Below are 25,750 nucleotides of genomic sequence, written 5' to 3'. Positions count from 1 at the left end.
TTGTAACAGAAATGGTGAAACATGAGACTTCCGATTCCTTTGGATGAAAGGTAATTGGGCAGGTTTGGTACATCCAAGCCTGTTTTTGTTTATTTTTCGTCAAAATATTTCAATTAAGATAATTAAAATAAGGAGTTTTAACGTCAATATAAATAACTAAAGCCCTATATCCTTCCATTCTATTCTGGGTAATAATTAATAGTAAGCAAGTGGTCATCATAATTTCTCACAACGTAACGATAGGGGGTAACCTGTATGGCGTCATATGTACTGCTGGTGAAGCAGATGGAGGACGATGAAAAGGTTATTTATCGATTCGGACCGAATGAGCGGAAGATGGGACTCATTGAAATGAATAAGGTCAAGGAAAGTGTGAAGGAACTGGAGCCTGTTCAGGTGGACGGGGTAAGTCCAAGTTTTTACTTCAATCGGGCCGCGCAGCGACTGGTGCGTTGTTTGTTCAGAGAAGGTGGCAAGTTCCCGGAACGGACGACGTTTGAATCTTAGTTCTCTTTAGACTGACAAGTCGTACAAAGGATTTGATCAGATGGAATATGCAGGTAACAAAAGAGGTTCAAGCGCACCCGGAGTATAGGGCGCGTTTGGACTTTTTTAAGTTGAGCTGTCATCAACCGCTTAACAAAAAAAAGTTCACAGCTCCTTGCGGGAGAGTGAACTAGTCATGTTATAAAAGTATAAGGTCAGAATGTCTTTGCAAAAGAAATAAGTGCGGTAATCGTAATGATGTTAAGCAGCGTCGAGATCAGAACTGTCTGGGCGGCAAAATCGGGCTCGTTATCATATTCCTCCGCCAGAATGGACGCATTGACTCCGGTAGGCATACCCGATGCAATAATGAGTGCCTGAGCGGCGATGCCTTGCAAACCGAGCAGCAGCACGATGGAAATCCCAATGGCTGGGCCAATCAGCAAACGCAAAAATGTGCTAATATACACATCAAGACGATACAGGCGGATCGGATATTTTACAATTTGCGCTCCGAGTGTTAATAGGGCTACAGCCACCATACTTTGCTGCGCATAGGTCAAAGGCATGGACAGGAAGGTTGGCAGTGGGATATTTCCCATATGAAACAAAATGCCGAGCAACAACGCATAAGGAACGGGCATTTTTAGAAATCCAATGATCACCGCACGGTAATTGCCTTTGAGCTTCGCACCCTGAATGGACAACACACCATAGGTAAAGGTCAGCAATGCCTGTAAAGACATGACCAATGCCTGGATGGAAGAGGCCAGTGGATCGCCACGGAATACCAGGGAGTTGATGGGCAGGCCATAATTGCCTGCGTTGTCCAGCATGATACTGTTGTTGAAGGCGGCCTTCATGCCTTTATTCATCCGAAGCGAACGTGCGAACACAGACCCCACAATATAGAGAATAACTACATATAAAGCGTAAAAAAGCGTAACGGTTCCGAGCAACTCGCCCGACATATCGGAGTGATACATGCTCATAAAGACGGCTGCGGGGGTAATACAATAGAAATTGATTTTGGCGAGGGTGTACAAGTCCAACTTGAACACCTTTTGCATCCAGGACCCGACGGCAATCAGGAGAAAGACGGGTAGGACGACTTCAAGCATGATGTCTGCAATCATCAGTTCAGCTTCCTTTTTCATGAAAATTTCAGTCCGATTCGAAAATACTTCAACCATTATATCATTTTATACACAGATGAAAGATGTAAATGACTAAAAAAGATAAGGGGGCTTTTCTTTATGATTCCAGATCATCTGGATTATGGTTTATCGATCTTATTTATCGGATTTAATCCCAGCATTACGTCTGGAGAGACAGGTCATCATTATGCCTACAAAGGAAATCGTTTCTGGCGCATTCTTGAACGCTCCGGATTGACCCCTCGTTTATATGATGCACAAGAAGATGGAGAGTTGCTGAAGCTGGGATATGGATTTACGAATATTGTGGCCCGGCCGACAAGAGGCATGGACGATATTACGAAGGAAGAATATGCAGAGGGACGGAAGATTTTACGGCAAAAGCTGGAGGAATACCGACCGGACATCGCCTGTTTCGTTGGAAAAGGAGTATACAATCAGTACAGCCAGCGTGCCAAAGCGGAATGGGGATTTCAGGACGACCCGATCGTCAAGGAAATTCATGAATTTGTTGCCCCATCATCCAGTGGATTAGTGCGCATGTCGATGGACGAAATTGTAGCGATCTATTCACAGCTTAGTGATTTTGTCTCAGAGAAAAGCAGGGACGACTGAAGAAAGAAGCAAGGAAAGAACTTTGAATTACAGTCAGTGCAGCGTCACAAAGAACCAAGAATGGTTGTAGAGTTCGCCCATCCGGTTTTCATCTGGTGGCGCGAATTCTTTTTTTTTGGATAAAGTGAGAGGTTTCGGGAAGTGCTTCCGTCTATTATAGTACAGAACCATGCATGGAAGCTGTAGAGAAGGGGGATTACATGACTCAACAGATACCAGAGGAGGAGCTCATTCAGCGTATTATTGCGGGGGACAAACAGCTGTTTGCTGTGCTCGTGGATCGATATAAAAATAAAGTATTCGGCATTTTGCGCGGAATGGGTGCGAGTCATCAGGATGCACAGGATCTCGCTCAGGATACGTTTCTGCGAATTTACCGTTATCTTCCGACACGAAGGGAAGGAAGCAGTTTCTCATCCTGGGTGTACACCATCGTTGTGAATCGGATGCGGGATTTTATGCGGCAACAGAAACCTGTGATGACCGCTGTTCATACGGGTTTGGAACAAACCCATGGTGAAACGCCAGAGAAACATGTACTGCATAAGGAGATGCAACGTGAAATCTATCGGCAGATGGAGCAACTGCCGGAATCGTATCGGCTTGTGCTGCTGCTTAAATATACGAATGAGTTGAGCTACGAAGAGATTGCAGATATTACGGAGATGAGTGCCGCACAAGTGCGTAATGCACTTTATCGAGGGAAGAAAACGTTGAAGAAACAAATGGAGCGCAAAGGAGGTTTATCAACGTATGAAGCCTATTCCAAATGATGAGGATCGATTGTGGGAACAGCATTTGTTCCGTGAGGAACCGGATGCGGACTTTACGCTTGAGGTGATGCGGAAGCTGGAAGGGGTGTCTATGGAGAGTGACAGAACAGTGGAACCATATACCAAAAAGGAGCCTAAAGTTAGACGGGTATATCGAACAGGAATTGCTGTTGCAATTGTGTGTCTGCTTACAGGAAGTGCATGGCTGGCCCGGGATTGGACAGGGGCAGAGGAACGCACTATTGTGAACGCCATAAATACTCCTACACTCCCAAATATTCCTGTGCCAGAGGCGCTGAGATATTCCAGTTTGGCGGAAGATTACAAACGTCTTAAACCTCTTGGACTTGTGGTTAATCCGAATATTCAGATTGATGATAAGGGCTACAAGCTCAAGATTGAAGATGTGCTTGTAGACCGTTCTCAGATTGTACTAAACATGCAGCAAACAGCACCTGATGGGACAGGAATATCCGTGTTATATCCTGAAATGGGAAGAATTCATGTTACTGATGAAAAGGGGAGAGAGGTTGCAACCATTGCGAGGGATACCAGAATAAGCAGTGGCTCTCTTAATAAATTTGTATTTCAGTTGCAGCAAGATGTCCCTGACAAGGTGATTGTGCATGGAGAATTGGAACATATAGGAGTAGGAGATTTCTATAATTTTGTGAAAGAGCCATATGAGGATAGTGATGTAACGGTGGATTGGAGTTTTCAGTTCAGCATCGATATGACCAAAGCCAAATCACTGGCTGTTGAGGCTCCTATGAACAATACCTACACCACTCCTGAGGGTTTGAAACTGGATATGACACAGCTCGTACGTACGCCAAACGGGACCCGCCTTGACATGAACATCAGTCTGGATGATGAGCTTCAAGCCAAAGCTGATGAGAACTGGGCGAACTATTTGAGCATCATTTACCATCTTGAGATCCCTGAAACCAATGAATATCGAATTTTCAATGGGTTTAGACCAAATGCCCGTGAAGCCAAGTTTCGGCTTCATGATCAGAGTGGCATGAGGGACGGAGGACCGCTGAAGTTATCGGAGACATGGGATCCTTCTTTTGTTACGGTTGATGCTAAGAACATTCGCTTTGTCCTGGATGGTTATACCCTCCTGGTGAAAGAAGAGAAATCAGTGGAAGTTGAATTGGATAAGAGGCGTACGGACATTGCATTTCATACCTTTGTAAAATTTGAGCAGCTTGGCGATAAGATCCTATTTGATGATTTTGATTATAAGCCTGTTCCGGAATCATCTAACTTTCAGAAGAGTAGTGTGAATAAAGGATATTCCCTTGTTCTTAATGGAACAGGGACGTTCCGAAATGCTTTCGTGGGTGATCGCTGGATAGCGGTAGATTCACAAGGGACGGAATATCCTGTTGAAGTGGTTGGTTATCCAGACCAGCCGAATAATAACGGTGAATACGTTGCCGATAAACTGAAATTGATCATCCGTGGTTTTTACAAAGAAAACGGTACGAAATTCACCCTAAAAAGAACCGTAGTTAACCGAGAATACCGTGATGTGAATTGGGCAGTGGATCTTCCGTCGTACACAAGCCTTCCTTGGCAAAAATAACAGTCAAGAAGATTATTCTCTGCCAAGAACGGAACGGAGCTTGGTATGAATAACAAGATAGAGATGAAAGGCCTCGCATAATAACATGCGGGGCCTTTTTGGTATTCAAAAAGTTAAGTTGCTCAGACACTAAGGAGGTTGCCCACATTAAATTACGCCGATTCCCTTGGAATAAGAGAAGTGGATAACATGACTGTTTCCTTTGGTGTACCAGGGCGTTCAATCCGACGCTGCAAAGCCTCGATCGCGCGCTGACCGAGTTCCTCTTTGCAGAGATTGACTGTGGTCAGGGGAGGGGACGATGTAGCGGCGGCATGCACATTGTCGATACCTATGACAAGGCAGTCCCCGGGCGTGGAGAAACCCATTTCCTGCAACTTATTCATCCACTGCAAGGCGATATCATCATTGACACCAATCCAGGCATCGGGTCGCTCGTCCTGCGGCATATTTTTGATGGTAGCAGCCAATTGGTCGATCCATTCGCCGTTCTCATAAGGAATATTCCATTCTCTGAAGGTAGTCATACGACTGCTGTCTGCGTGAAAATGGTTCAAGGCCAGTTCGATGCCGATCTTCCGCTGCGCAAAACTGGCAGCCCGGCCATCATCCGTAATCAGACCGATGCGGCGACACTGCATCGACATTAAATATCTCGCCACAGTAATACCTGCTTCCAGGTTATCATGGCTGATGGTATCACAGTTCAACAGAGGCTCCTGATGATCCACAAGCACAATAGGGCGACCTGTCTGAGCCAGTCGTTGCAGGACAGCATGGGGGAAAGCACCCATGACGATGACCCCGGCACACCTTTCCCAGTCCAAGTGAGGAGCGATTGCCCGTTCTGGAGGCGTGTGTTCATCAGCGACTCCCAGAGAGGGAGATACAATGGCATGATGCCATCCTCTTTCATTACAGGCAGAGATCATGCCGGAGAGTACACGCTGCCAGTAGTGCGGTTCGCCACGGTTGAGCTGATTCATGCAGATGAGAGCAAACGGCGGCTCAGATTGATCTTCATTTCCCGTGGGCACAGCGCTACTGCCTGGGGTGCTCTGGCGATATCCCAATGCACGGGCTAATTCCAGCACACGGGCACGAGTCGCTTCACTTACGCCTGTTTTGCCGCTGAGCGCGCGGGAGACAGCATATTTGGATAATCCAAGCTGGTCAGCCAGCGACTGGATGGATACTTTACGTGACATTTCATTACTCCTTCATATGTAAATAATTTGCATAAATCTAACGTGTCATTTCAATCTATATAAATTGAACAAAACATTTACACGATAACGGAGAGGTCAGAAATAACCTGAAGAAGCGGAGCTAGAAGCTTTCTAAAAGAAAGCTGCATCGAAAGCATACGCTTCGCCTTTATCCCCGGATTTTTCCCTTTGAAAAAGGGAATTCAAAAAAATCTGGGGATAACAGCGATCGGAAGGTTGTTCTGTCATCGGAGTGGCAAGTAGTAAATATTCTTTTGTTCAATTTATATATACAAGATATGATCGAATTTTTTTTTCAATGAACCATCCGTTATGAATTGACGATCATGCTCCGGCACAGTACACTTACAAATAATAATGTTATTATAAATTATCATAACGAAAATAACAATAGATCACAAGCTTTGAATACATCCAATGAAACCATTTTTGGAAAACTTCATCTCAAAGGAGACGACATCCATGGAACAGTTCAGATTACCGAAAATCCCTATGCCGCATCTGGAATTGCCGCAAGCTGTGCAGAACATTCTCACCGAGGCCGAGGAACAGCTGCAACATAGACCCAAATTGTTGGCGCAGTTCCGTAACTGTTTTCCCAACACGTTGGAAACGACGACAAAGCTATTGGATGATGGGACAACCTTTGTAATTACAGGGGATATCCCGGCCATGTGGCTGCGTGATTCAGTGGAGCAGGTGATGCACTACGTACCGCTGGTAAAGGAAGACGAACAGCTGCAACGGATTATTGGGGGGATGATCAAACGGCATACATTCTATGCGGACATCGATATTTATGCCAATGCGTTTAATGAAACGGCTAATGGATGGCATTGGGATGCGAATGATGAGACAGAGATGTCGCCTTGGGTGTGGGAACGCAAGTTTGAGTTGGATTCACTTTGTTTCTCTATGCGGCTCGCCTATGCGTATTGGCGTGAGACAGAATTGACGGATATATTTGACGAGCGTTTCAAGAGGGTGATGGAGAGCATAGTAAGTCTATGGAAAACAGAGCAGCGCCATGGTGAGCAGTCCCCATATCGATTCATGCGCCGGAATTGTCCAGCCCATGATACGCTCAACAACGAAGGATTAGGGATGCCTGTAAACTATACGGGGATGATCTGGTCCGGCTTCCGCCCCAGCGATGATGCATGTGATTTTCATTATAATATTCCAGCGAATATGTTCGCAACGGTGACTCTGCGCCAAATGGGGGAGATTGCTAGGTGGGTATTTCGAGATGAGAAGCTGGTCAGCGAGATGGCGCATCTGGAAGAAGAAATACGTCACGGTATTTCCTTATACGGTACTTACCGTCACCCCGAGTATGGGCAGATTTATGCCTATGAGACAGATGGTTACGGCAACTTTTGCCTCATGGATGATGCAGGTACGCCGGGGCTTATGTCTATTCCGTATTTCGAGTATGCTTCCACCGAGGATAGCGTGTACCAGAATACACGCCGCTTTATTTTGAGCAAGGAAAATCCATTCTATTATGAAGGACAAGTCGCCAAAGGCATCGGCAGCCCCCATACACCGCCTGGATACATCTGGCACATGGCGCTGTCCATGCAGGGTCTCACCGCAGACAATGATAAGGAAATGCTGGAGATGATTGAGCTGCTGGAGAACACGGATGCAGGTACCGGGTACATGCATGAAGGCTTTCACTCGGATGATCCAAACACGTTCACAAGGCCATGGTTTGCTTGGTCGAACAGCCTGTTCTCGCAACTAGTGTACAAGGCAATGAAAAAAGGGATCCTATAAAATAATGTAAGTTCAAAAAAATAACTACCTGCAAAGCAACCGTTCCGGTTACGAATCGTTCTTTCGATCGCTGTTATCCCCGGATTTCCTGATCGCCTTTTGCAAAGTCGAAATCCGGTGATAAAGGCGAACACTTCGTTTCTCCAGAATCGATTTCGTCCCCTGCACTGCGTTTGCTATTTGGCATGACATTTTTTTGCCTACATCATTTCTAGAATAGAAGCGTAAGCAGACAAAAAGCCCAAACTGCAGAAGGTTCACAGTTTGGGCTTGATTTGTTATGAAATGAAGAACTCAACACTATACAGTCTTCATCAAATCGGCAATGAACACCTTTTGACCTGTGCGGGCACTTTCGAGGGACGCAAGGACCATGGCCATGCTGAACTGGTTGTCACTGCAATCGGTCTCAGGCCGTTGCCCGGACTCCAGCGCTGCGAACATGTCTTCGAGACACCCGTGATGTCCTGTTTTCTCCATGACAGGCTGCTCTCCTTCAATCCGCTCACACGGTTGGAAAAAGGATGGCTTGCCTTCTGCATCCAGATGCTGTGCAGAAACGACTTCAGCATAAATGTCATCATGTCCATCCCATATGGCGGTTCCTTTTTCTCCGGTTACGCGCCAGGATGCTTCCCATGAAGTAGGCACACCTTCTGCACACCAGGACCCACGATAGTTAAACACGGAGCCATCGGACATCTCAAAGATGCACAATGCCATCGCATTGCCCTTATACCACGACCCTGGAGGATTGAATTCGTGGCAGTAGACCGAGACCGGATTCGCACCGAGAATATATCGTGCCTGGTCGAAGGTGTGAATCGCCATATCCAGCAGCAGTGGACTATCCATTAGATCGCGAAAGCCTCCAAAATGCGGTCCAAGGAAGAAGTCTGCCCCTGCAAAACCGACCCGACCAATCGTTCCATCGGAAATCAACTGCCGGTAGGCGCGAATGCGCGGATCGAAACGGCGATTTTGCATCACTGCCTGAATTTTACCTGTACGGCGTGCAGTCTGAACAATATCTTCACAGTCAGAGAAGGATTCCGCCAGAGGTTTTTCGCCAAATACATGACATCCTTGTTGTAACGCCGTCATAGCAATATCGTGATGGCTCGCTGGAATGGTGACATCAAATACGATGTTGGCTTCTGTTGCGCGAATGGCCTCACTGATATCCGTAAACGTGGGACAGGAAAGGCCGTGTCGTGCAGCGAGTGCGACAGCAGTCTGTTCATACAGATCGACAAGCCCTACAATTTCCGTGTCTGGCCTTTGCATGGCGTAATCGACCCAGGTGTTAGACATGGCCCCACAGCCTGCCACAATCACCCGATAAGGATGACTCATCCTATCATCTCCTTATGCTTTTCATTTTCTATGTTCTTGCAATAGATATCATGTAACTCAATGTTAATCCCGTTTCTATACCGGATTGGGCACAAAATCCCCACCGCGACATTGTTTTAAATACCTTAGTGCGTGTACCTGTCCGGTCATTTCGAGTTCGTCTTTGTAGACAGGATCATGCCAGCCTTCAATATCGATTGTTCCTTGATACCCGTTTTGTCGCAGAATCGTAATGATGTCAGACCAGTTGGTATCGCCGAAGCCGGGCGTACGGTGCCAGACAAATTCACGTGGGCCGTGAACGCCATATTCTTTGACGATGTCCCAGGCGATGGTGGCATCTTTGCCATGCACATGGAACACTTTAGGCGCCCACTTGCGCAGCTGCGGAATAGGGTCGATCAGACTGGACATTTGATGGCATGGCTCCCATTCCAATCCGATGTTTTCAGCGGGTACCGCATCGAACATCATTTCCCAGGCGGTTGGATTATGTGCAATGTTCCAGTCGCCCGTCTGCCATGTACCACCCATATCACAGTTTTCAAAAGCAATGCGCACACCCCGGTCCGCTGCCCGGCGTGCCAGTTCTCCAAACACTTCCTTGAACCGTGGAATCGATTGGTCAATCGGCTGATCGGTGAGTCGTCCAGTGAACCCGGAGACGATGTCCGCTCCGAAGAGCTGGGCATGGTCAATAGCCCGTTCCCAGCTGGCCAGTGTGTCGGCGTTATCCCCGGTTCCAGTAAGCGGATTGCCAAATACACTTACTGCAGAGATGATAACTCCCTGTTCGTCGACGATTTCACGGACACGTTTCGCTGTTTCGGCGAGGTCCAGATCACCCGTCGTTTGCCAGAAGGTCAGATTGAAGGATTCGAAGCCGTGTTTCATGATCTGTGGAATGACGCGAACTGCGTCGTGGCCACCTACGAGGGTGCCTATTCGTAACGGATTATTCATGGTTGTATTTCACTCCAATATTGGCTTATAGTACTTCGTGACACACTCATTATAGCCGGGCGTCTGCCGGATGGCTCTATACAATCTTGTGCAATATTAGTCTGATCTTGTGGGGGAAGGGGGAAAATGTATGCTGGATCTGAAAGCGCTTCACGAAAATACCCGCATTGACCATAAATCTCATCCATTTCAGCTGTTCCAGAATCGTTGTCGGGGGATGAGAACGGAAGAATGCATTCTGTACTTGCATTGGCATGAACACTTTGAGCTGATTTTTATGCGAAAGGGAAGTGCTTTGTTTCATATCGACAGCAGGCCCTATGTCGCTCAAGCAGGTGAGGTCATTATCATTCCTGGAGGGGCACTGCATGTCGGGTATGCTCTGGAGGAAGGGGATATCAACTATGATTCAGTCGTGCTCAACAGTGCATTATTTCATGATTTTACCCATGATCCCGTTCACTTGAAATATGTTGCGCCATATCTTGAAGGAAAGGTAAGGTTCCCGGTAAAACCAGCGGAGCATGACATAGCCTGTCAGGGCTATTATTCCCTGTTGGATGAAGCTATTGAGGAGATGGCCTCACAGCCGCCAGCTTACCAACTGGTTGTGAAGTCCAAGCTGCATGCCTTGTTCACCCTGCTTGCACGAACCTTTATGCCACATCAACTTTCTGATAAAACAGCCCAATCCTATTTTCCCAATCGAGAACGATTCAAACATTTGATTGAGCAGATTGAAGCGGAGCCGACAGGAAAAATGTCTGTTACCGAGGCAGCGGGCCAGGTGGGGCTGAACACGTATCATTTTTGCAAAATGTTTAAAAAACTGACCGGACGCACCTTCGTGGAATATGTGAACGGGTGTCGAATGACAAAAGCCGAACAGCTGCTGCAGGAGAGCAGTATGACCATTACCGAGATCGCTGCTCAGGTTGGTTGCGAGAACGCCAACTATTTTACAAAGCTGTATAAACAATATAAAGGGATGACACCCTCCCAAGGGCGGTTGAAATAAAGTCCTAGCATCAACATCGTCAACATCGAACATACAAAAATCCGGATACTCGCGCATTTCTGGCGGTAATCCGGATTTGTTTTATGAATATCAGAACTACACTTGATCTGTTTATGAAGATGCTTATTTCATGAATTTGGAGAATAGTCGGTTAGCCTTTTTGGAGAGGTCGTCCAGTTTGACGTTGGCCTGATCGAGTTGATTATATCCCCATTTGATCGTTTGCAGCATGCGTGGGGATATGGGCGTACCCTTGATCCGTGGATAAATGTTGTGATAGGCCCAGACGAGATGCTCCCAGCGATTATCATTGCCGTCCTGAATATACTCCGATACGTCGATGACTTTCCCGCGTCCATTCTGGAGAATTACATTTTTCAGGTGAATGTCCCTTGGGTTCAGGCCGCGGCTGCGCACGGCTTCACGCGCGTCGTCTACATCGAGCATGACCTGCTCGGGCACCGGGATTCCCTTTTCCAGACATTCAAGCAAGGTATCTCCCGCTTCAAAACTGATCACAAGAATATTCCGGCCGCTGCCGTAATAGGTAGGGAAATAAGGCAGGCCTTTGAGCTGTTCATAAACCTGTTTTTCATTTTCCAGTTTGTCCAGGGCATGATCTGAGTACATCTTGAAGGCATACTGCGGCAATCCGTCATACGTAAATACCGCCGCATCCGTTCCTGTGCCAATGCAATTCAATCCTTCTACATGGCCTATGATGTTCACGAGCTCATTCCGGTCGCTTCCGATGACTTGGATTTGTTGTAATGCTTCTTCCGCCTGGAACCAATCCGGTCGATTCATGGGTGGTGCCTCCTTTTAGGATATGCCTGTACCATATTTTTTCATATAAGATCAACTCATGAGTTTTACACTCGGCCGCTCCGCGTGCAGAATAATCCTTATATTTGAAGTTTTAACGAACCGAGTAAGTCTTATTACGTGGAAATCGCCAGATTTCAAAATTTAACGAATCGTAGGCGCTCTATTGCACCGCTTTGCCACGTTGTACAATTAGAATATAGTTAAATAGCGTGGCTGGAGTTCGTTAGATCTTACAACGTCCGCGTTATCAACATAATAAGGTGTACTGGATTCTTTAGCGCCGGGACCAGCTTCTGCTCTCGCGTTTTAGTGTAAGTCAAGGTTCATCTTATATCAGAGCAAAATCCTGTACTCTATTTAGTATAGTATGCGTTCTGCGCTGTCATTTCGTCTTTTGGTGATGTTACTATATAAACGTTACGCATTGAATCGGAAACGGTTGCGGTTAGAAGAAAATAACGGAAGGGTGCTTGCGGCGTTTTTGCCCTTTCCTATATACTGTGAGCATTAAGGGATGCTAGAAACATGCAGAAATCCGGCATACAGAAAGGCAGAATATCTTATGGCACAATACCCGCAGTGGTCTTATTCGCAGTCGCGGGCGAGTATGTTCGATGAGTGCCTGCGCAAATATTATTATCATTATTACGGAGCCCATAACGGCTGGAAGGCAGAGTCGGCGGATGAGATGCAGGTACGTCTGTATCGGTTGAAGCAGCTCAGTAATCTATACCTTGTATTCGGTGACCTCGCGCACCGGATGTGTGAATCGGCGGTACGCAGCAGGGAGGAAGGCAAAGACAAACCTCGTGAACACTTTTTGGAACAGACAATGCGCAAGCTGCTGAATCAGGCTTATGTGGAATCAATGGATCAGGATCAGTGGCGGCTGGACCCCAAGAACCGGGTGATGTTGTCCGAGATGTATTATGGAGACGACACGTTGAATGATCGAATTGCCACGATTAAAGAGCGAGCTTCGGCCTGTGTCAGCAATCTGTATCGGACGCTCACGTGGGAGGATCTGTCCCGTGCGAGTACGGATATTTTGGAGATTGAGAAATGGGATACCATGATGCTGCACGATACACGCGTGTATGTGAAAATGGACTTGTTATATCGTCGCAGCAACGGCAATATCGTCATTGTGGACTGGAAGACGGGCAAGGAGGATGACTTCTCAGATCAGTTGATGCTGTATGCATCCTATGTGAGGGAGCATTACCGGGTACCGCTGGAGCAGATTGAGCTGCGGGTGGAGTACCTGTTAACCGGGACACACAGAGAGTTTACGGCAACGGAAGAGGATATCCTGAAGGTGGAGGAGAACGTGGGGCGGTATATTGCGGAGATGCGCTCCTGTGTGGATGATGAATATTACAACCGTCCCAAAGACGTCTCCTATTTCACGCCGATGCCTTCGCGCCGCGCCTGTCGAGACTGTAACTTCCGCGAGGTGTGCAGTGAACGTGCAGTATAGCGAGCCACCCGAAGCCTACTCAGATCTCATCCTTTTTCGAAAAAAAACAAGAAGCGCCAGCCTGGACAGGATCTGCCCGACTGACGCTTCTGTTTCGTTCCACAGGCCGGGCAACAAGGCGCCGGGTGGAACGATCATTTCCAAATTACTGGACCGCGGCGGTATTCTCCAGCGCCTGTCCTGCGGGAACATAGGCATGCCCGAGATCCCGGGCAACCGCCTCATACGTGATATGTCCATTCAGCACGTTTACCGCGCTGCGAATGGACGAACTGCCGCGAATCGCGGCGGCTGCACCGTGGTTCGCCAGCTGCATCGCGTAAGGCATGGTGGCGTTGGTCAGCGCCACCGTAGACGTGCGCGGCACCGCGCCTGGCATGTTCGCTACCGCGTAATGAACAACACCATGCTTCACGTAGGTCGGTTCATCATGGGTCGTGATATGATCAATGGTCTCCACGATTCCGCCCTGATCAATGGCCACATCCACAATGACCGAACCGGGTGCCATGGTGGTAACCATCTGCTCGCTGACAAGGGTTGGCGCTTTGGCGCCCGGAATCAGCACCGCACAGATCAGCAGATCGGCAGCAGCTACAGCTGCCGCAATATTGGATGGACTCGATACCAGCGTATGAATCTGATTGCCAAAAATATCATCCAGCTGGCGCAGACGATTCAGATTCAAATCGAGGATGGTCACATCGGCACCCAGACCAATCGCAATTTTGGCGGCATTCGTACCCACCGTGCCCCCACCAATAACCACGACCTTGCCACGGCTAACGCCGGGTACACCGGATAACAGAATGCCTTTGCCGCCTTCCGTTTTCTCCAGCAGCTGCGCTCCAATTTGCGCCGACATACGTCCGGCAACTTCACTCATCGGGGTGAGCAGAGGCAGCGTACCATTGACCTCCAGCGTTTCATACGCAATAGCGGTTACCCGGCTTTCAATCAGTGCCTTCGCCAATGCAGGCTCCGCTGCGAGGTGCAGGTAAGTGAAGAGAATCAAGCCAGGACGAAAATAGGTGTATTCGCTGGCAAGGGGTTCTTTTACCTTGATGATCATATCTGCCTCTGACCATACGGATGCAGCTGTATCCCGAAGCTCCGCTCCGGCCGATTGATACTCGCTGTCCGTGAATCCGCTGCCGAGTCCCGCGCCTTGTTCAATCATGACCTGATGTCCGGCTCTGACAAAATCAGCAGCTCCAGCCGGGGTCAGTGCTATACGGTTTTCATTATTTTTAATTTCTTTCGGAATTCCGATTCTCATCGCCATGCACCTCGTCCATTTAATGGTTGTTAGCTTATACTACAAGTTTATGACCTGGATAACAGATTTGCACCTTACCTAATGTCTATGTTTTGAAGAATTGAATCAACATAATGTCGAGAAAAGACTGTTCAGGACATTTATCCATAGATTATAATGTAAGAAAAAATGACATTATGAGGGATCGATATTGAGAAATGACCGAGTGTTCACGATAAAGGATATTCTGGCTCGCCCCGTCTTTGCCAAAGCCCGGCTTGCAGCGGGGATAGAGGGAACATCCCGTCAGGTCGGATGGGTCCATGTGTTGGAGATCACGAATGTCTCTCCATTTGTAAGTCCTCATGATCTTATTTTATCCACAGGACTATGGCTTCAATCGGAAGAAGGGCGTGAAGAATATCTGCTCCAGTTAATTCGGAGCGAAGCGGCCGGGCTATGCGTGGAGTTTGGCACGAGCATTCATGGCATCCCCGAAGAATTGATTGAACTGGCTGACAGTCATCAATTTCCGCTTATCGTGTTTGAGCAACCGGTCCGGTTCGTTGAGATTACGCAAGATATTCATGCTTTGCTTATTAATCATCAACACCAGCTGCTGAAGAGCCTGGAAACCTATTCCCGTCAGCTTCAGCAGCGAACATTACAGAGTACAGACATGTCGGCTGTGCTTAACCTTCTGCATGAATACGCGGCCAAGCCGGTGGTGTATATCTCGTCCATGGAACCGGGCAGTTTTGTGCCGGAGCTGCCTTCGGAGTCGCAGCAAGCGATCTACACATGGTACGAGCAGGAGGTCGAGCATCTGGATCTTAATGATTCAGACACTGAGTTATGGTTCCATCTGGATGAGGAGCAGGTGTTACTGTGTCACCCGGTCGTATGTTTTGGTCAGGTTTTTTCGGCTGTCGGCATGGTTGTACATCCTTCAGCACCCGTCGAGTATCTCAAGCTATTGCTCGATTATACAGCGAAAGCAGCTGCGGCACTGACTTTACGCTCCCAGTTTCTGGAGGAGAAGATGGTGCGCAACCAGAATGAGCTGCTCCAGGATCTGATGAACGGTAACATTCTGCATGAGGAGCAGGCCCAGACCCGAATGGGACTCCGCCTGCTGGTGAAGGGACAGTATTGGTTTGCAGGCGGGGTTATTGAGATGGAGCACCGTCTGAAAGGGATCGGCCGTGAGCGTATGGAAACCAACCATCAGGATATTTTGGTGTTGCTGCGTTCCTTGCTCAAAAAGAACAATCTGTCCAGCCTCATCATGCTGAAAAATAATCAGGTATATGTATGCTGTGCCAAGGAGGAGAGCAAGACATCCACACGAAAACAACTGGTAAAATCGCTGGAAGGCATTGTTGGTGATGTGAAGCGATTTGCGAGTCGCAACCTGAAGCAGGTAGTGATTCATGCCGGATTTGGCAAGGTACGCAACCGTTTAACAGGCATGCCGGACAGTCTGCGGGAAGCATATCAGGTCATCGAGGTTTCGCGATCCATAGATCGGCTGGAACATATTCATTTTTACGAACACATGGGTATATATCAAATGTTAAAAGCATTACCTCAATCGTTCCTTCAGCCTTTTGTGAATGACCATCTGGGCGTTCTGATTGAATATGATCAGACACACCATCTAAGGTTGGTGGAGACATTGGATGCCTTTCTACAAAACTTCGGTTCCAAGCGGGATGCGGCTGCCCAATTGTTCATACATCGACAGACCTTGTACAATAGACTGGAGAAATTAGAAGAATTAATGGGACCTGACTTTATGGATCAGGAGAGAAGAATCTGCCTGGAGATGGCACTGCTTGCTCATGCTATGATCGAGGAGGAACAGGATTTTCCATCTTGATAGACCAGGCTGGAAGAAAGTCCAGACTGTGCATCATTGAAAGATGTGCACAGTCTAGCAATTTTTACTGATGCGACGAGAGAGTCGTGCTCTTGGTAATACGGGAGTGCCAGAATCAGGCCGGCGGCCGCGAAACAGTCTGGGATGGCCGGAGGAAGGTGCAAGGGATAACGAGGTAGGAGCGGCCAAGCGATATGGCGAGGAACTTCGCTCCGGAAGAGTTCCTGTATCCAGCTTTTTGAATGAAACACCGCTTTGACACAACCACTCATCAAGTTGTTCACGGGTGATTCCTAATTGTCCGCTCAAATTACAGATGTCGAGATTTTTTCTCACACAAATCCGCCTTTCCTTAAATATCGGGCTGTATTAGTTATGAAAGGGAAGCATGGAGCATGAAGTTGGAAATGGATTGGTGCTCATGGACTTCAGCAATTTGCATCACGCAAAATGCCCAATGGATTGGTTTGCCCGATCGGCGGAATAATCGATTATGATGATCCAGCGGTGTGGGAATGGTATATGTAAACCAGTTAAATGTTTGTTACCGCTGTTTTGTGTGTTTTTTCTATAATTTGGCTTTTAACTAAATTTTATCACTTCAAATGTAACTGTGCGTCTCAATATAGTCTCAACTTTGTGAGAAAATCAAAGTTATGGAAAGTACGAGTATCTAGTACGGAGGACACAGATGGGAAACAGTAGTGAGGTTCAATACGACAGATATTATGGTCATGGAAAACGTTTCGTAGGTCGAGCTAAGGAACTGATGATGTTGGACCGATGGTTCAGCAATCCGGAAGCACCTTTAACCTTTTTTTCAGTTACGGGCATGGGGGGGATTGGTAAATCCTCTTTACTGTCCGAGATGTTATCCGTTGCTCGCAACCAGGGAGCGACCGCCATATGGATGGATGGCAGATCCTGTGGCTCGACACCGTCGGTCTTTTTGGAATATTTGTCCTCTACACTGGAGTTGGAGACCATGGGTAGTGACGGTAACCCTCGGCCATTAAGCCTTCTGAGTGAGACTTCAGTACAAAGGCGACTGGTCCTTGCTGTGGATAATTATGAAGAGCTGGCTTTACTGGAGAGTTGGTTTATGGAAGTTTTCGTATCCAAGCTCCCGTTATACGGTGTGCTCATCATTCTGGCCTCACGACCGGAGCCTGCTTCAGCGTGGCGGACTCATCCAAGGCTGCAGCAGCGCCTCGTGCAGATGCCTCTTAAGCATTTTACGTGTGAAGAAGTGTCTGAATATATTGCAGGGGCAGGGTCATTAAACAAGAGCATGGCTGGTACGATTGCACGTATGACGGATGGGCATCCGCTTGGATTGGCACTTGCCGTGGAGGCAGCAGATCAGCGCAGGAATTTCCCCCTTTCCGATTGGACTGAATTGTCACAAATGATTAGCGCCAGGCTGCTGCTTGAATTGACGCTTCCCCGCCTGCATCCGATGGTTGAGGTATTAACTCTGCTGGAAACAGCGAACCAGGAATTGCTGGCATCCGTGCTGCAAACAGAGGTAACGCTTGAAGAATACAACGTCCTGAGGCGTATGTCGTTCATTCGTTCCGGTCCTAATGGTCTGGGGCTGCATGATATGGCCAGAGTACATCTGCTTCGGGATTTTCGTCAACGTGAACCACAGCGTCTACAAGCCATGCGTGTACGAATTGCGGAGCTGCTCAAGCCGCTCCATGAACAGGCGGGTCCACATGAGAGACGCCAGATCACCCGAAAAATGCTCCTTTTGTGTCAGGAATCCATGCTCCAGCACCGAAAATACGCTGATGTCTCGGCTGATTCACTGTTCTCTCCAATGGAAGTGATGCGAGCGGAGGACTTGCCTGCGCTGCACAAATTGCTCCGACAGTGGTGTGAGTATAGTGTGGAGCCCTGGCAGGCGCCATCTTATCCAGCTTTTTTGGATGAGCTTGCACATCGTTATCCTGAGGGGATTGTATTGATGCGGGACCAGGTTGGCGAGCCAATCGCGATGTTCATTACGGTGCTCGTACACCGGGAGAGCAGCGGGATGCTGTCGAACTATTTTCCGGCCGAAATGCAGGAATGTTTCACACCAGAAGAGCTGGATTGCGATCCGAATCAGACGGATACTCACTTTGCGGTGCTCGCTGCGGCGAGGGACGATATACCGGGCTACAAACGTGAGGAACTTGTGGGTTATATGTCGCTGGATCGGTTGTCACTGCTCGGAGAAGGTGCCAGAGTCATACTGGTCGCGACTAATCCGCATCTGAAGCTGTTTTTGCAGAGCATTGGTTTTCGGAGTAGAAAAGCACGTACACGTTTATGTGACCTGTATGCAGATCAGGCAAGTGTGCTGGATCTGGATTTGCGCAGTGGACAATTTGGTGACTGGGTGATGTCCCTTCTGGGTTTGGATATGAATAGCGACCGGTTACAACAGAGGACATCTGGCGTGAGTCGGATACCCTGGTCCGAACAGGATGTGCGCAAAATGCTGACTCATCTGCATTCTCCCGGAGAATTGCATGAGTACGCAGCACGAGTGAAGGGTATGACGGATGGAATTCATCTACAGAAGCATATCCTGGATTTGCTGGAGGGCCGAATTCATGGGATCTCCCAGCAAGATCAGATGCTGTTATACGCGGCCTATTGGACACATGATGGCAATCCAACTGCCGCAGCAGAGGCATGCTCGATGAGTCGGGCCACATTCTATCGGCATCTGCGAGCCGCTTTGATCCGACTGGCGAGAGTGTTATAGGTAATAGAAAGAATCTTTCATCGAGGCTTAACAATACGTTGGATCATGCATTATAACGACAAGAAAAGAAAGAAGAGGCTGGTCATAGACCGAGCCTCTTCATGCGGTTATAGAGCGTGGCTCTGGAGATGCCAAGCTGCCGGGCAAGCGTTCTTTTGTTGCCTCCGGCGGCTTTCAGATAGTGCAGCAGGAGCTCTGACTCGTAGATGTCCAACCTCTGTTGATAGGATAGGTTGGAAGAAACCGTAGATTCGTCTATTTCGCTTTTATCGGATGCGGCAAATGTGTCCGTGCTCCTGGAGATAGGAGACAAGCTCGATTCCAGCTCAGGCTGTGAATGAAGCTGTACCGTCTCCTGCAATATGGATGGTTCCTGCTCCATGGATGAAATGAAGGTATCAGGGAGATATTCAGGCTTAACCTCGCCATCCGTGGTGAGAATGGTGATCCGCTCAATCACATTTCTTAATTCTCGTACGTTGCCTGGCCAGTCATAGTGAAATAGCAGCTTGAACACCTCGGGAGGAACGAGTTCAATATGACGGTTATAGAGCAAGGAGAACTCTTGCAGGAAGGTCTGTGTCAGCTCGTAAATGTCTTCCTTGCGCATACGCAGGGGAGGGATGACGAGATTAATGACATTCAATCGATAGTAGAGATCCTCCCGGAACTGATTGCGGGCAATCATGCCCAGCAGATTCTGATTGGTTGCGGCGATAATGCGGCAATTTGCCTGTTTCATGCGTGTTCCTCCAACAGGAAAGTAACTTTTCTCCTGCAATACACGCAGTAACTTCACTTGAAGTTCCAGCGGCATTTCGCCTATTTCATCCAAAAAGAGCGTGCCGCCTTCGGCGAGTTCGATTTTCCCCTTTTTCCCCTTTGGATCAGCCCCTGAAAATGCCCCCTTCTCGTAGCCGAATAACTCACTCTCAAATAATGAACCAGGAATAGCCCCGCAGTTAATGGCGATAAATGGCGCTGTCTGTGGTTCGCGCAGGTCATGGATGGCTTTGGCAAATAGTTCTTTCCCCGTTCCGCTCTCTCCGAGAATGAGCACGGTAGCTGAGGTGGTACTGATCTTGCGAATAGTTTCCAGACACTGGTTAATCACTGGGCTACTGCCTTTGATTCTGGCGAACGGATCAGAATCCGGGCGTAGACGGGCAACGGCTTTCTCCAGATGCTGAACTTTGGATGTCATATGTAATAACTCTTGATGAAGACGAATTTCGGTTGTTATATCCACTTCGGCGGCAACCGCACCTACAATGCGTCCATCGAGCTGCACCGGACGTGCATTAATCAGGGCGAACAGATCAGGTCTTGGCTGGTGCTGCTTTCGGTACACGGTTTCCCCTGTATATAACGTTTTGAGCGATTGGAGTCGATCAGGGGGAAAGAAATCCGCTGCCGGTTTCCCGATGATATCTTTTTTGTTAATTGAAAAAACATGCTCCGCACCCGATGTCCAGTAGGTCACCTTTGCATCTTCATTAATCAATGTCAGAGCTGAGCCTGCCGTCTCCAGTGTTGTCTCGAAATAAGCTTCCATAAGTCGATGAGCATGCATCATTTCTTGCAGAACATCGGATACAGCGATATAGCCCAACGAGGGTCCATCATCCTGAATTAACAGATAAGGACTGGTATTAAATAGGGGGATGGCGTCTGCCAGCCCTGTTGTTGAAGGGATGACAGGCATGCACAGTCCCGAATCCAGGATACTCATATCTGTACGTAATAAGGACATCAAACTTGGAAGTAAATGTTTCATCGGAATCACCTCAGCTAGAGCATAACTTTCGGAAACCAAGTCAGTCACATGAGCCACATACAAGTGGTCTGCAAATGAAATGATTGGAATAATGATGGTTACCCATATTATAGCTTTCCAAATGAAGTGTGTATATATTTTTTGACATGAAGCATACATGTTATCGGGGTGGAAGAGAGGAGGATGGATTATTCAATTTTATTATGCGCTTTCATTTCTATAGTCTAGGAATAATTGTTAATTCGTATAGACGAATCAGGAATTTAGGTTAGATGCGAGTCATTAAAACTGACATTTATAATGAGATTGTACTCTTTTATCTCACTCCTCAATAGTGGGCAGAGCCAGAATGATCTATGTGGCAGTTCCGAGCAATTAGGTTCTGAATGAGTGAAGTTCACTTGTGAACAGCAAAAGGGGTGTCCAGAAAATTAGACAATTTAAATTGGGGATGCTCATTTTTTAGACATTAAGAGCTGAGTTGAGCCAAGCCAAGCCAAGCCAAGCCGAGGAGAAGAAAAAGTGGGATGCTCCGGGATGCTTTGCAAATATAAAAAACCATGTGCCCTCAAAGAAGGTGGCAGCATGGTTTTTGTTGTTATCGTTGTATTTTATATATGTTGACCCAGCTGGAGAATTATCTGAACATGTTTTTCAGCACCATCCAGAGATTTGCTGGTTTCTCGGCCAGACGACGGGTGTAGTATGGGTACCACATGGTACCGTAGGGAACATAACAACGAATACGATATCCTTCCCTCGCCAGGCGTTCCTGTTCGTTCATGCGCAAACCGTACAACATTTGAAACTCAAACGCATCCGGGGAAATTCCCCGATCCTTCGCGTATTGCTTGGTCCAGGAGATAATGTGGTCATCATGTGAAGCAACCGCAGTGTATACGCCTTGATCCAGATGATTACGAATCATCGTTTTGAATTGATCAATGACTTCGGAAGTGTTCTGATAAGCTACGGATGCAGGTTCCTTGTAAGCACCTTTGACCAGACGCAGCCGGATTCCTTCCCGAATCATATCACGTGTATCTTCTACGGTACGATGCAAGTAGGCTTGCAGCACAGTACCTGTATTATCCAGTCCTTCCGAATGTAAACGGCGCACAATATCCAAAGTCGCTTGGGTGAACGGGCTGTCCTCCATATCAATCCGCACAAACAGATTATTCAGTTTGGCTTGAGTGGCAACCGCACGTATATTTCGATATCCCTCTTCAGGGTCCAGCGCGAGTCCCATTTGAGTTGGTTTAAGGGAGACATTGGAGTCTGCACCCTGCCGGGCAATGCCTTCCACCAGACGTATATACTCATCCCGGTACAACGCGGCTTCTTTTAAATGAGTAATACCCTCACCCAGATGATCCAGTGTAGCCATAATGCCCTTGTTGTTGAGTACCCGAATCTCTTCGAGAGCCTCTTCCAGTGTATTGCCTGCGATAAACTTGCCAGCCAGCTTTTTGCCGTATTTGATGGAGAGATTCTCCACAGCTTTATTACCTGCGACGGTTAGCAGCGTTTTACGGTACATTTCCGTTCCGATACTCATCGGGGTTCCTCCTTATGGATCATGTTTCTTTATAACAAAGTTATCAAGCAATAATCATGCCAAGGTTGATCTGCGCAGAAAAAAACGGGCGGTGCTTTGAAAAAAAATATTTTTCGCAAAAAATATTCATTCTTCAACCGGAGTTGGCACGGATCTTGCTACATATATTGGGTGATGAGTAAAATGCATGGCACAACTTAGGCAAACAGCCAGCGAACCCCCACATCTGAAGGAGGAATCATTCATGAATATCCCTTTTGTTAACGAACCATTCACATCCTTTGCAGTCCCGGCCAACCGGGAAGCTTTCGAGAACGCGCTTCGCAAGGTGGAGGCTGAACTTGGCCAGGAATACGCTATTATTATCGGCGGACTAAAAATAACGAGCGCCCGCACGTTATCTTCAGTAAACCCTGCATCCAAAAATCAGGTCGTCGGAACGGTCTATCAGGCGGATCAGGAACTTGCCGAGCAGGCAATCCAGACCGCTGCGGAAACATTTCACACCTGGAAGCATACGGACCCGAATGAACGTGCCCGTTATTTGTACAAAGCGGCAGCGCTCATGCGGCGGCGCAAGCATGAATTTTCCGCCTGGATGGTATATGAAGCAGGCAAAACATGGCCGGAGGCGGATGCAGACACAGCCGAAGCGATTGATTTTATGGAGTTTTATGCCCGTGAGATGCAGCGTCTGAGTGAGCCGCAACCGCTCACACGAATTGCAGGCGAAGATAATGAATTGAGTTATATTCCGCTTGGTGTGGGGGTTGTCATTCCACCATGGAACTTCCCACTCGCGATTATGGCCGGCATGACCTCGGCAGCATTGGTATCGGGCAACACCGTTGTATTAAAACCAGCCAGCACAACAGCGGTGATTGCCGCCAAATTCATGGAGCTGCTTGCAGAAGTGGGTGTTCCGGATGGTGTAGTGAACTATTTGCCAGGACCAGGCAATGAGGTTGGCGATTATCTGGTGGACCATGCGCTCACGCGTTTTATTAGCTTCACCGGCTCCAGAGATGTTGGTCTGCGAATTAATGAACGTGCAGCACGCACCGCACCGGGCCAGAAATGGATTAAACGGGTTATTGCTGAAATGGGCGGCAAGGATTCGATCGTTGTGGATAGCGACAGTGATCTGGAACTGGCTGCGGAATCGATTACGGCTTCGGCGTTTGGTTTCTCCGGACAGAAGTGTTCCGCGTGTTCCCGTGCTATTATTCATAAAGATGTATATGACGAGGTATTGCAAAAAGTGATTGAACGAACCAAGCAGCTGAGCATGGGCAGTCCGCTTGAATTTGGAAGCCAGGTTGGTCCAGTTGTCGATGACAAGGCGTATGCCAAGATCACGGAATATATTGAAATCGGCAAGAGTGAGGGTCGCCTTGTACTCGGTGGGGGTACAGGGAACGAAGAAGGATACTTCATTGAACCGACGATTATTGCCGATGTGGATCCACAGGCACGGATTTCACAGGAAGAGATTTTTGGACCGGTACTGGCTTTTATCAAGGCAGAGTCCTTCGGGGATGCACTGGATATTGCCAATAATACCGATTATGGCCTGACGGGTGCGGTAATCTCGCGCAATCGAGAACATCTGGAACAAGCCAGACGGGAATTTTTTGCGGGTAACCTGTACTTTAACCGTAAATGCACAGGTGCACTGGTGGGTACACATCCATTTGGCGGATTTAACATGTCGGGGACCGATTCCAAGGCAGGTGGAAGAGACTACTTGCTGCTGTTCACCCAAGCGAAATTGGTATCGGAGAAATATTAAGTTGAAAAATGGGGTTGGGGCCCGCTAACAATCGCTTGGTTTTTATGCTATCATTTCCTGAAAATAGTCTTTGTTCTCAGTTTTACTGGAGTTGCTTGAGCATCGCTTAAGGGGGGAGACGGATGTTAGGATTTCAGTTGGTGCAGGAGGCGCGTATTCGATTATCGATTACGCCGGAGATGAAGCAATCCATTCATCTGCTGACCTTGTCGGGTCAGGAATTGGCTCGTTATTTGCAGGAGGCAGCAGAAGAAAACCCGGTGCTTGAGCTAGAAGAGCCCTCTGCCCTGCGCACCCGTCTTTCCCGACGATTACATGTGGGGAGTTTCTCTTCTCATGATCCGCTGTTACAGGTAAAAGGGGCCGAACCTACCCTTGAACATCTGTTAATATCCCAGCTTCGGTTGCAGAGTCTCCCACCTTCTTTGGAGAAAACAGCTATATTTTTGGCTGGCTGTGTCAATGAGGATGGCTATCTGACGATGGATCTGACTGAGGTTATGTCGGCAAGGGAGGTACCCATGCCGGAGGCTGAAGCAGCTCTGGAGATCCTTCAGTCGTTAGACCCTGCAGGTGTAGGCGCACGCAATCTGCGTGAATGCTTGTTGCTTCAGATTAGGCGTGATCCATTGGATAACGAGCATGCGGAGCATATGGTGGAGGAAGGTTTGGAGGAACTGGTTCGTTTCCATCCGGGCAGGGCGGGAACAAGACTGGGGCTTACTTCACAGCAGGCTCAGGCAGCGTACGATTATATTTCCCGTTTGGACCCGAAACCGTGCCGATCCATGGGGTGTACGGAACGTCCACATTACATCGTACCCGATGCTGTTGTGCAAATAAGGAACAATGAAGTTTCACTACGGTTAAACTCGGCGGGTGTGCCGCGTGTATCCCTGAACGAAGCTTGTTGCCGCTGGATCAGGGAAATTGATGCTGACGAGGTCTGGTCAGGTCGGGCAGCTGAGGCAAGAGCGATTATTCGCAGCGTACGCATGCGTCGACGAACGTTGATGCGTGTCCTGGCTGCAACCATGACTGAACAGGAAGCTTTTCTACGTGAAGGACCTGCTGGTTTGAAGCCGCTCAATCTGGCGGTTATTGCCCAGGCCATCGGCATGCATGAGTCGACGGTGAGCCGTACGGTCACTGGCAAATATGTTCAGACACCGCATGGTGTATTTGAACTTAAGGCTTTTTTTGCCTCAGGTCTTGAAACAACGAACGGAGAGATGGCCTCGGCGCCGGCGGTGAAGCTCAGACTGAAAGAGCTGATTCGTTCTGAACGTGCGGAACGCCCTTATTCGGACAGTCAACTCACGGCATTACTGGCGAAGGAAGGTATCGTTATCTCCCGCAGAACCGTTGCGAAATACAGGGAAGAGCTTCAGATTTTGCCTTCACTTGAGCGTAAACGTTGGGGAAAATGACCCTGTGG

19 protein-coding genes are annotated in these 25,750 nt (G+C 48.0%); 11 read left to right on the top strand and 8 right to left on the bottom strand.

The genetic code is table 11. From position 1 onward, the window contains the following. Positions 1-255 precede the first annotated feature (255 nt). Positions 256-507: an RNA-binding protein gene (locus Q0V21_RS16765; RefSeq protein WP_079349822.1), complete on the top strand. Its 252-nt coding sequence runs from the start codon at positions 256-258 to the stop codon at positions 505-507. Between the two features lie 194 nt (positions 508-701). Here Q0V21_RS16765 and Q0V21_RS16760 read toward each other — a convergent pair whose 3' ends face one another. After that, complete coding sequence (locus tag Q0V21_RS16760; RefSeq protein ID WP_024633438.1) at positions 702-1,622, bottom strand: AEC family transporter; 921 nt, start codon at positions 1,620-1,622, stop codon at positions 702-704. A gap of 120 nt (positions 1,623-1,742) precedes the next feature. Between Q0V21_RS16760 and Q0V21_RS16755 the strand changes: the two genes are divergently transcribed. The 3 genes from Q0V21_RS16755 (at position 1,743) to Q0V21_RS16745 (ending at position 4,625) form a co-directional block, all read left to right on the top strand. Next, entirely contained in the window at positions 1,743-2,258 is a 516-nt protein-coding gene (locus Q0V21_RS16755) for a mismatch-specific DNA-glycosylase (protein ID WP_301879774.1), read from the top strand. Between the two features lie 200 nt (positions 2,259-2,458). Then, positions 2,459-3,031 (top strand): RNA polymerase sigma factor, encoded by a 573-nt coding sequence (locus tag Q0V21_RS16750; RefSeq protein ID WP_301879773.1) that lies wholly within the window; start codon positions 2,459-2,461, stop codon positions 3,029-3,031. Continuing rightward, complete coding sequence (locus Q0V21_RS16745) at positions 3,012-4,625, top strand: hypothetical protein (protein ID WP_301879772.1); 1,614 nt, start codon at positions 3,012-3,014, stop codon at positions 4,623-4,625. Before Q0V21_RS16750 ends, Q0V21_RS16745 begins: the two co-directional genes overlap by 20 nt. A 152-nt stretch (positions 4,626-4,777) precedes the next feature. Here Q0V21_RS16745 and Q0V21_RS16740 read toward each other — a convergent pair whose 3' ends face one another. Next, entirely contained in the window at positions 4,778-5,833 is a 1,056-nt protein-coding gene (locus Q0V21_RS16740) for a LacI family DNA-binding transcriptional regulator (protein WP_301879771.1), read from the bottom strand. A gap of 483 nt (positions 5,834-6,316) precedes the next feature. Between Q0V21_RS16740 and Q0V21_RS16735 the strand changes: the two genes are divergently transcribed. Beyond that, entirely contained in the window at positions 6,317-7,636 is a 1,320-nt protein-coding gene (locus Q0V21_RS16735) for a glycoside hydrolase family 125 protein (RefSeq protein ID WP_079349817.1), read from the top strand. A gap of 300 nt (positions 7,637-7,936) precedes the next feature. Here Q0V21_RS16735 and Q0V21_RS16730 read toward each other — a convergent pair whose 3' ends face one another. Further along, positions 7,937-8,992 (bottom strand): Gfo/Idh/MocA family protein, encoded by a 1,056-nt coding sequence (locus tag Q0V21_RS16730; protein ID WP_301879770.1) that lies wholly within the window; start codon positions 8,990-8,992, stop codon positions 7,937-7,939. Between the two features lie 75 nt (positions 8,993-9,067). After that, positions 9,068-9,955 (bottom strand): sugar phosphate isomerase/epimerase family protein, encoded by an 888-nt coding sequence (locus Q0V21_RS16725; protein ID WP_301879768.1) that lies wholly within the window; start codon positions 9,953-9,955, stop codon positions 9,068-9,070. A gap of 130 nt (positions 9,956-10,085) precedes the next feature. On the opposite strand from Q0V21_RS16725, the gene Q0V21_RS16720 reads away from it, so the two are divergent. Continuing rightward, the gene (locus Q0V21_RS16720) at positions 10,086-10,973 is read left to right on the top strand and encodes a helix-turn-helix transcriptional regulator (RefSeq protein WP_301879767.1); all 888 of its coding nucleotides are present in this window, start codon (positions 10,086-10,088) and stop codon (positions 10,971-10,973) included. A 123-nt stretch (positions 10,974-11,096) separates the two neighbouring features. On the opposite strand, the gene Q0V21_RS16715 is transcribed toward Q0V21_RS16720, so the two are convergent. Next, positions 11,097-11,780, bottom strand: coding sequence for a serine/threonine protein kinase (locus Q0V21_RS16715; RefSeq protein WP_301879766.1), 684 nt, complete (start codon positions 11,778-11,780; stop codon positions 11,097-11,099). A 583-nt stretch (positions 11,781-12,363) separates the two neighbouring features. On the opposite strand from Q0V21_RS16715, the gene Q0V21_RS16710 reads away from it, so the two are divergent. Then, positions 12,364-13,281: a PD-(D/E)XK nuclease family protein gene (locus tag Q0V21_RS16710; protein WP_079349812.1), complete on the top strand. Its 918-nt coding sequence runs from the start codon at positions 12,364-12,366 to the stop codon at positions 13,279-13,281. A 145-nt stretch (positions 13,282-13,426) separates the two neighbouring features. On the opposite strand, the gene ald is transcribed toward Q0V21_RS16710, so the two are convergent. Continuing rightward, positions 13,427-14,560 carry an alanine dehydrogenase gene (gene ald, locus Q0V21_RS16705; protein WP_079349811.1) on the bottom strand — a complete coding sequence of 378 codons (1,134 nt, stop codon included), beginning with the start codon at positions 14,558-14,560 and terminating at the stop codon, positions 13,427-13,429. Positions 14,561-14,750: 190 nt separating this feature from the next. On the opposite strand from ald, the gene Q0V21_RS16700 reads away from it, so the two are divergent. Together Q0V21_RS16700 and Q0V21_RS16695 are read left to right on the top strand one after the other, a co-directional pair. Further along, positions 14,751-16,421, top strand: coding sequence for a PucR family transcriptional regulator (locus tag Q0V21_RS16700; protein WP_079349810.1), 1,671 nt, complete (start codon positions 14,751-14,753; stop codon positions 16,419-16,421). Positions 16,422-17,112: 691 nt separating this feature from the next. Continuing rightward, a complete protein-coding gene (locus Q0V21_RS16695) occupies positions 17,113-19,182 on the top strand; it encodes an nSTAND1 domain-containing NTPase (protein WP_301879765.1) in 2,070 nt (689 codons plus the stop codon). Positions 19,183-19,264: 82 nt separating this feature from the next. Here the strand turns inward: Q0V21_RS16695 and Q0V21_RS16690 are convergent, their stop codons facing one another. After that, positions 19,265-20,959, bottom strand: a complete 1,695-nt coding sequence (locus tag Q0V21_RS16690; RefSeq protein WP_301879764.1) for a sigma-54 interaction domain-containing protein — start codon at positions 20,957-20,959, stop codon at positions 19,265-19,267. Positions 20,960-21,596: 637 nt separating this feature from the next. Continuing rightward, complete coding sequence (locus Q0V21_RS16685; RefSeq protein WP_301879763.1) at positions 21,597-22,520, bottom strand: proline dehydrogenase family protein; 924 nt, start codon at positions 22,518-22,520, stop codon at positions 21,597-21,599. Positions 22,521-22,764: 244 nt separating this feature from the next. Between Q0V21_RS16685 and pruA the strand changes: the two genes are divergently transcribed. Both pruA and rpoN read left to right on the top strand, forming a co-directional pair. Further along, positions 22,765-24,312 carry an L-glutamate gamma-semialdehyde dehydrogenase gene (pruA, locus tag Q0V21_RS16680; RefSeq protein ID WP_301879762.1) on the top strand — a complete coding sequence of 516 codons (1,548 nt, stop codon included), beginning with the start codon at positions 22,765-22,767 and terminating at the stop codon, positions 24,310-24,312. 122 nt (positions 24,313-24,434) lie between these two features. Beyond that, positions 24,435-25,742, top strand: a complete 1,308-nt coding sequence (rpoN, locus tag Q0V21_RS16675) for an RNA polymerase factor sigma-54 (protein WP_301879761.1) — start codon at positions 24,435-24,437, stop codon at positions 25,740-25,742. The last annotated feature ends 8 nt before the right edge of the window (positions 25,743-25,750 follow it).

Origin of the sequence: Paenibacillus sp. 11B (assembly GCF_030487755.1) — a bacterium.
GTDB classification, from domain to species: domain Bacteria; phylum Bacillota; class Bacilli; order Paenibacillales; family Paenibacillaceae; genus Paenibacillus; species Paenibacillus vandeheii.
Note: the sequence above shows the minus strand (reverse complement) of the source record. Positions and strands in the feature narration are given on the sequence as shown.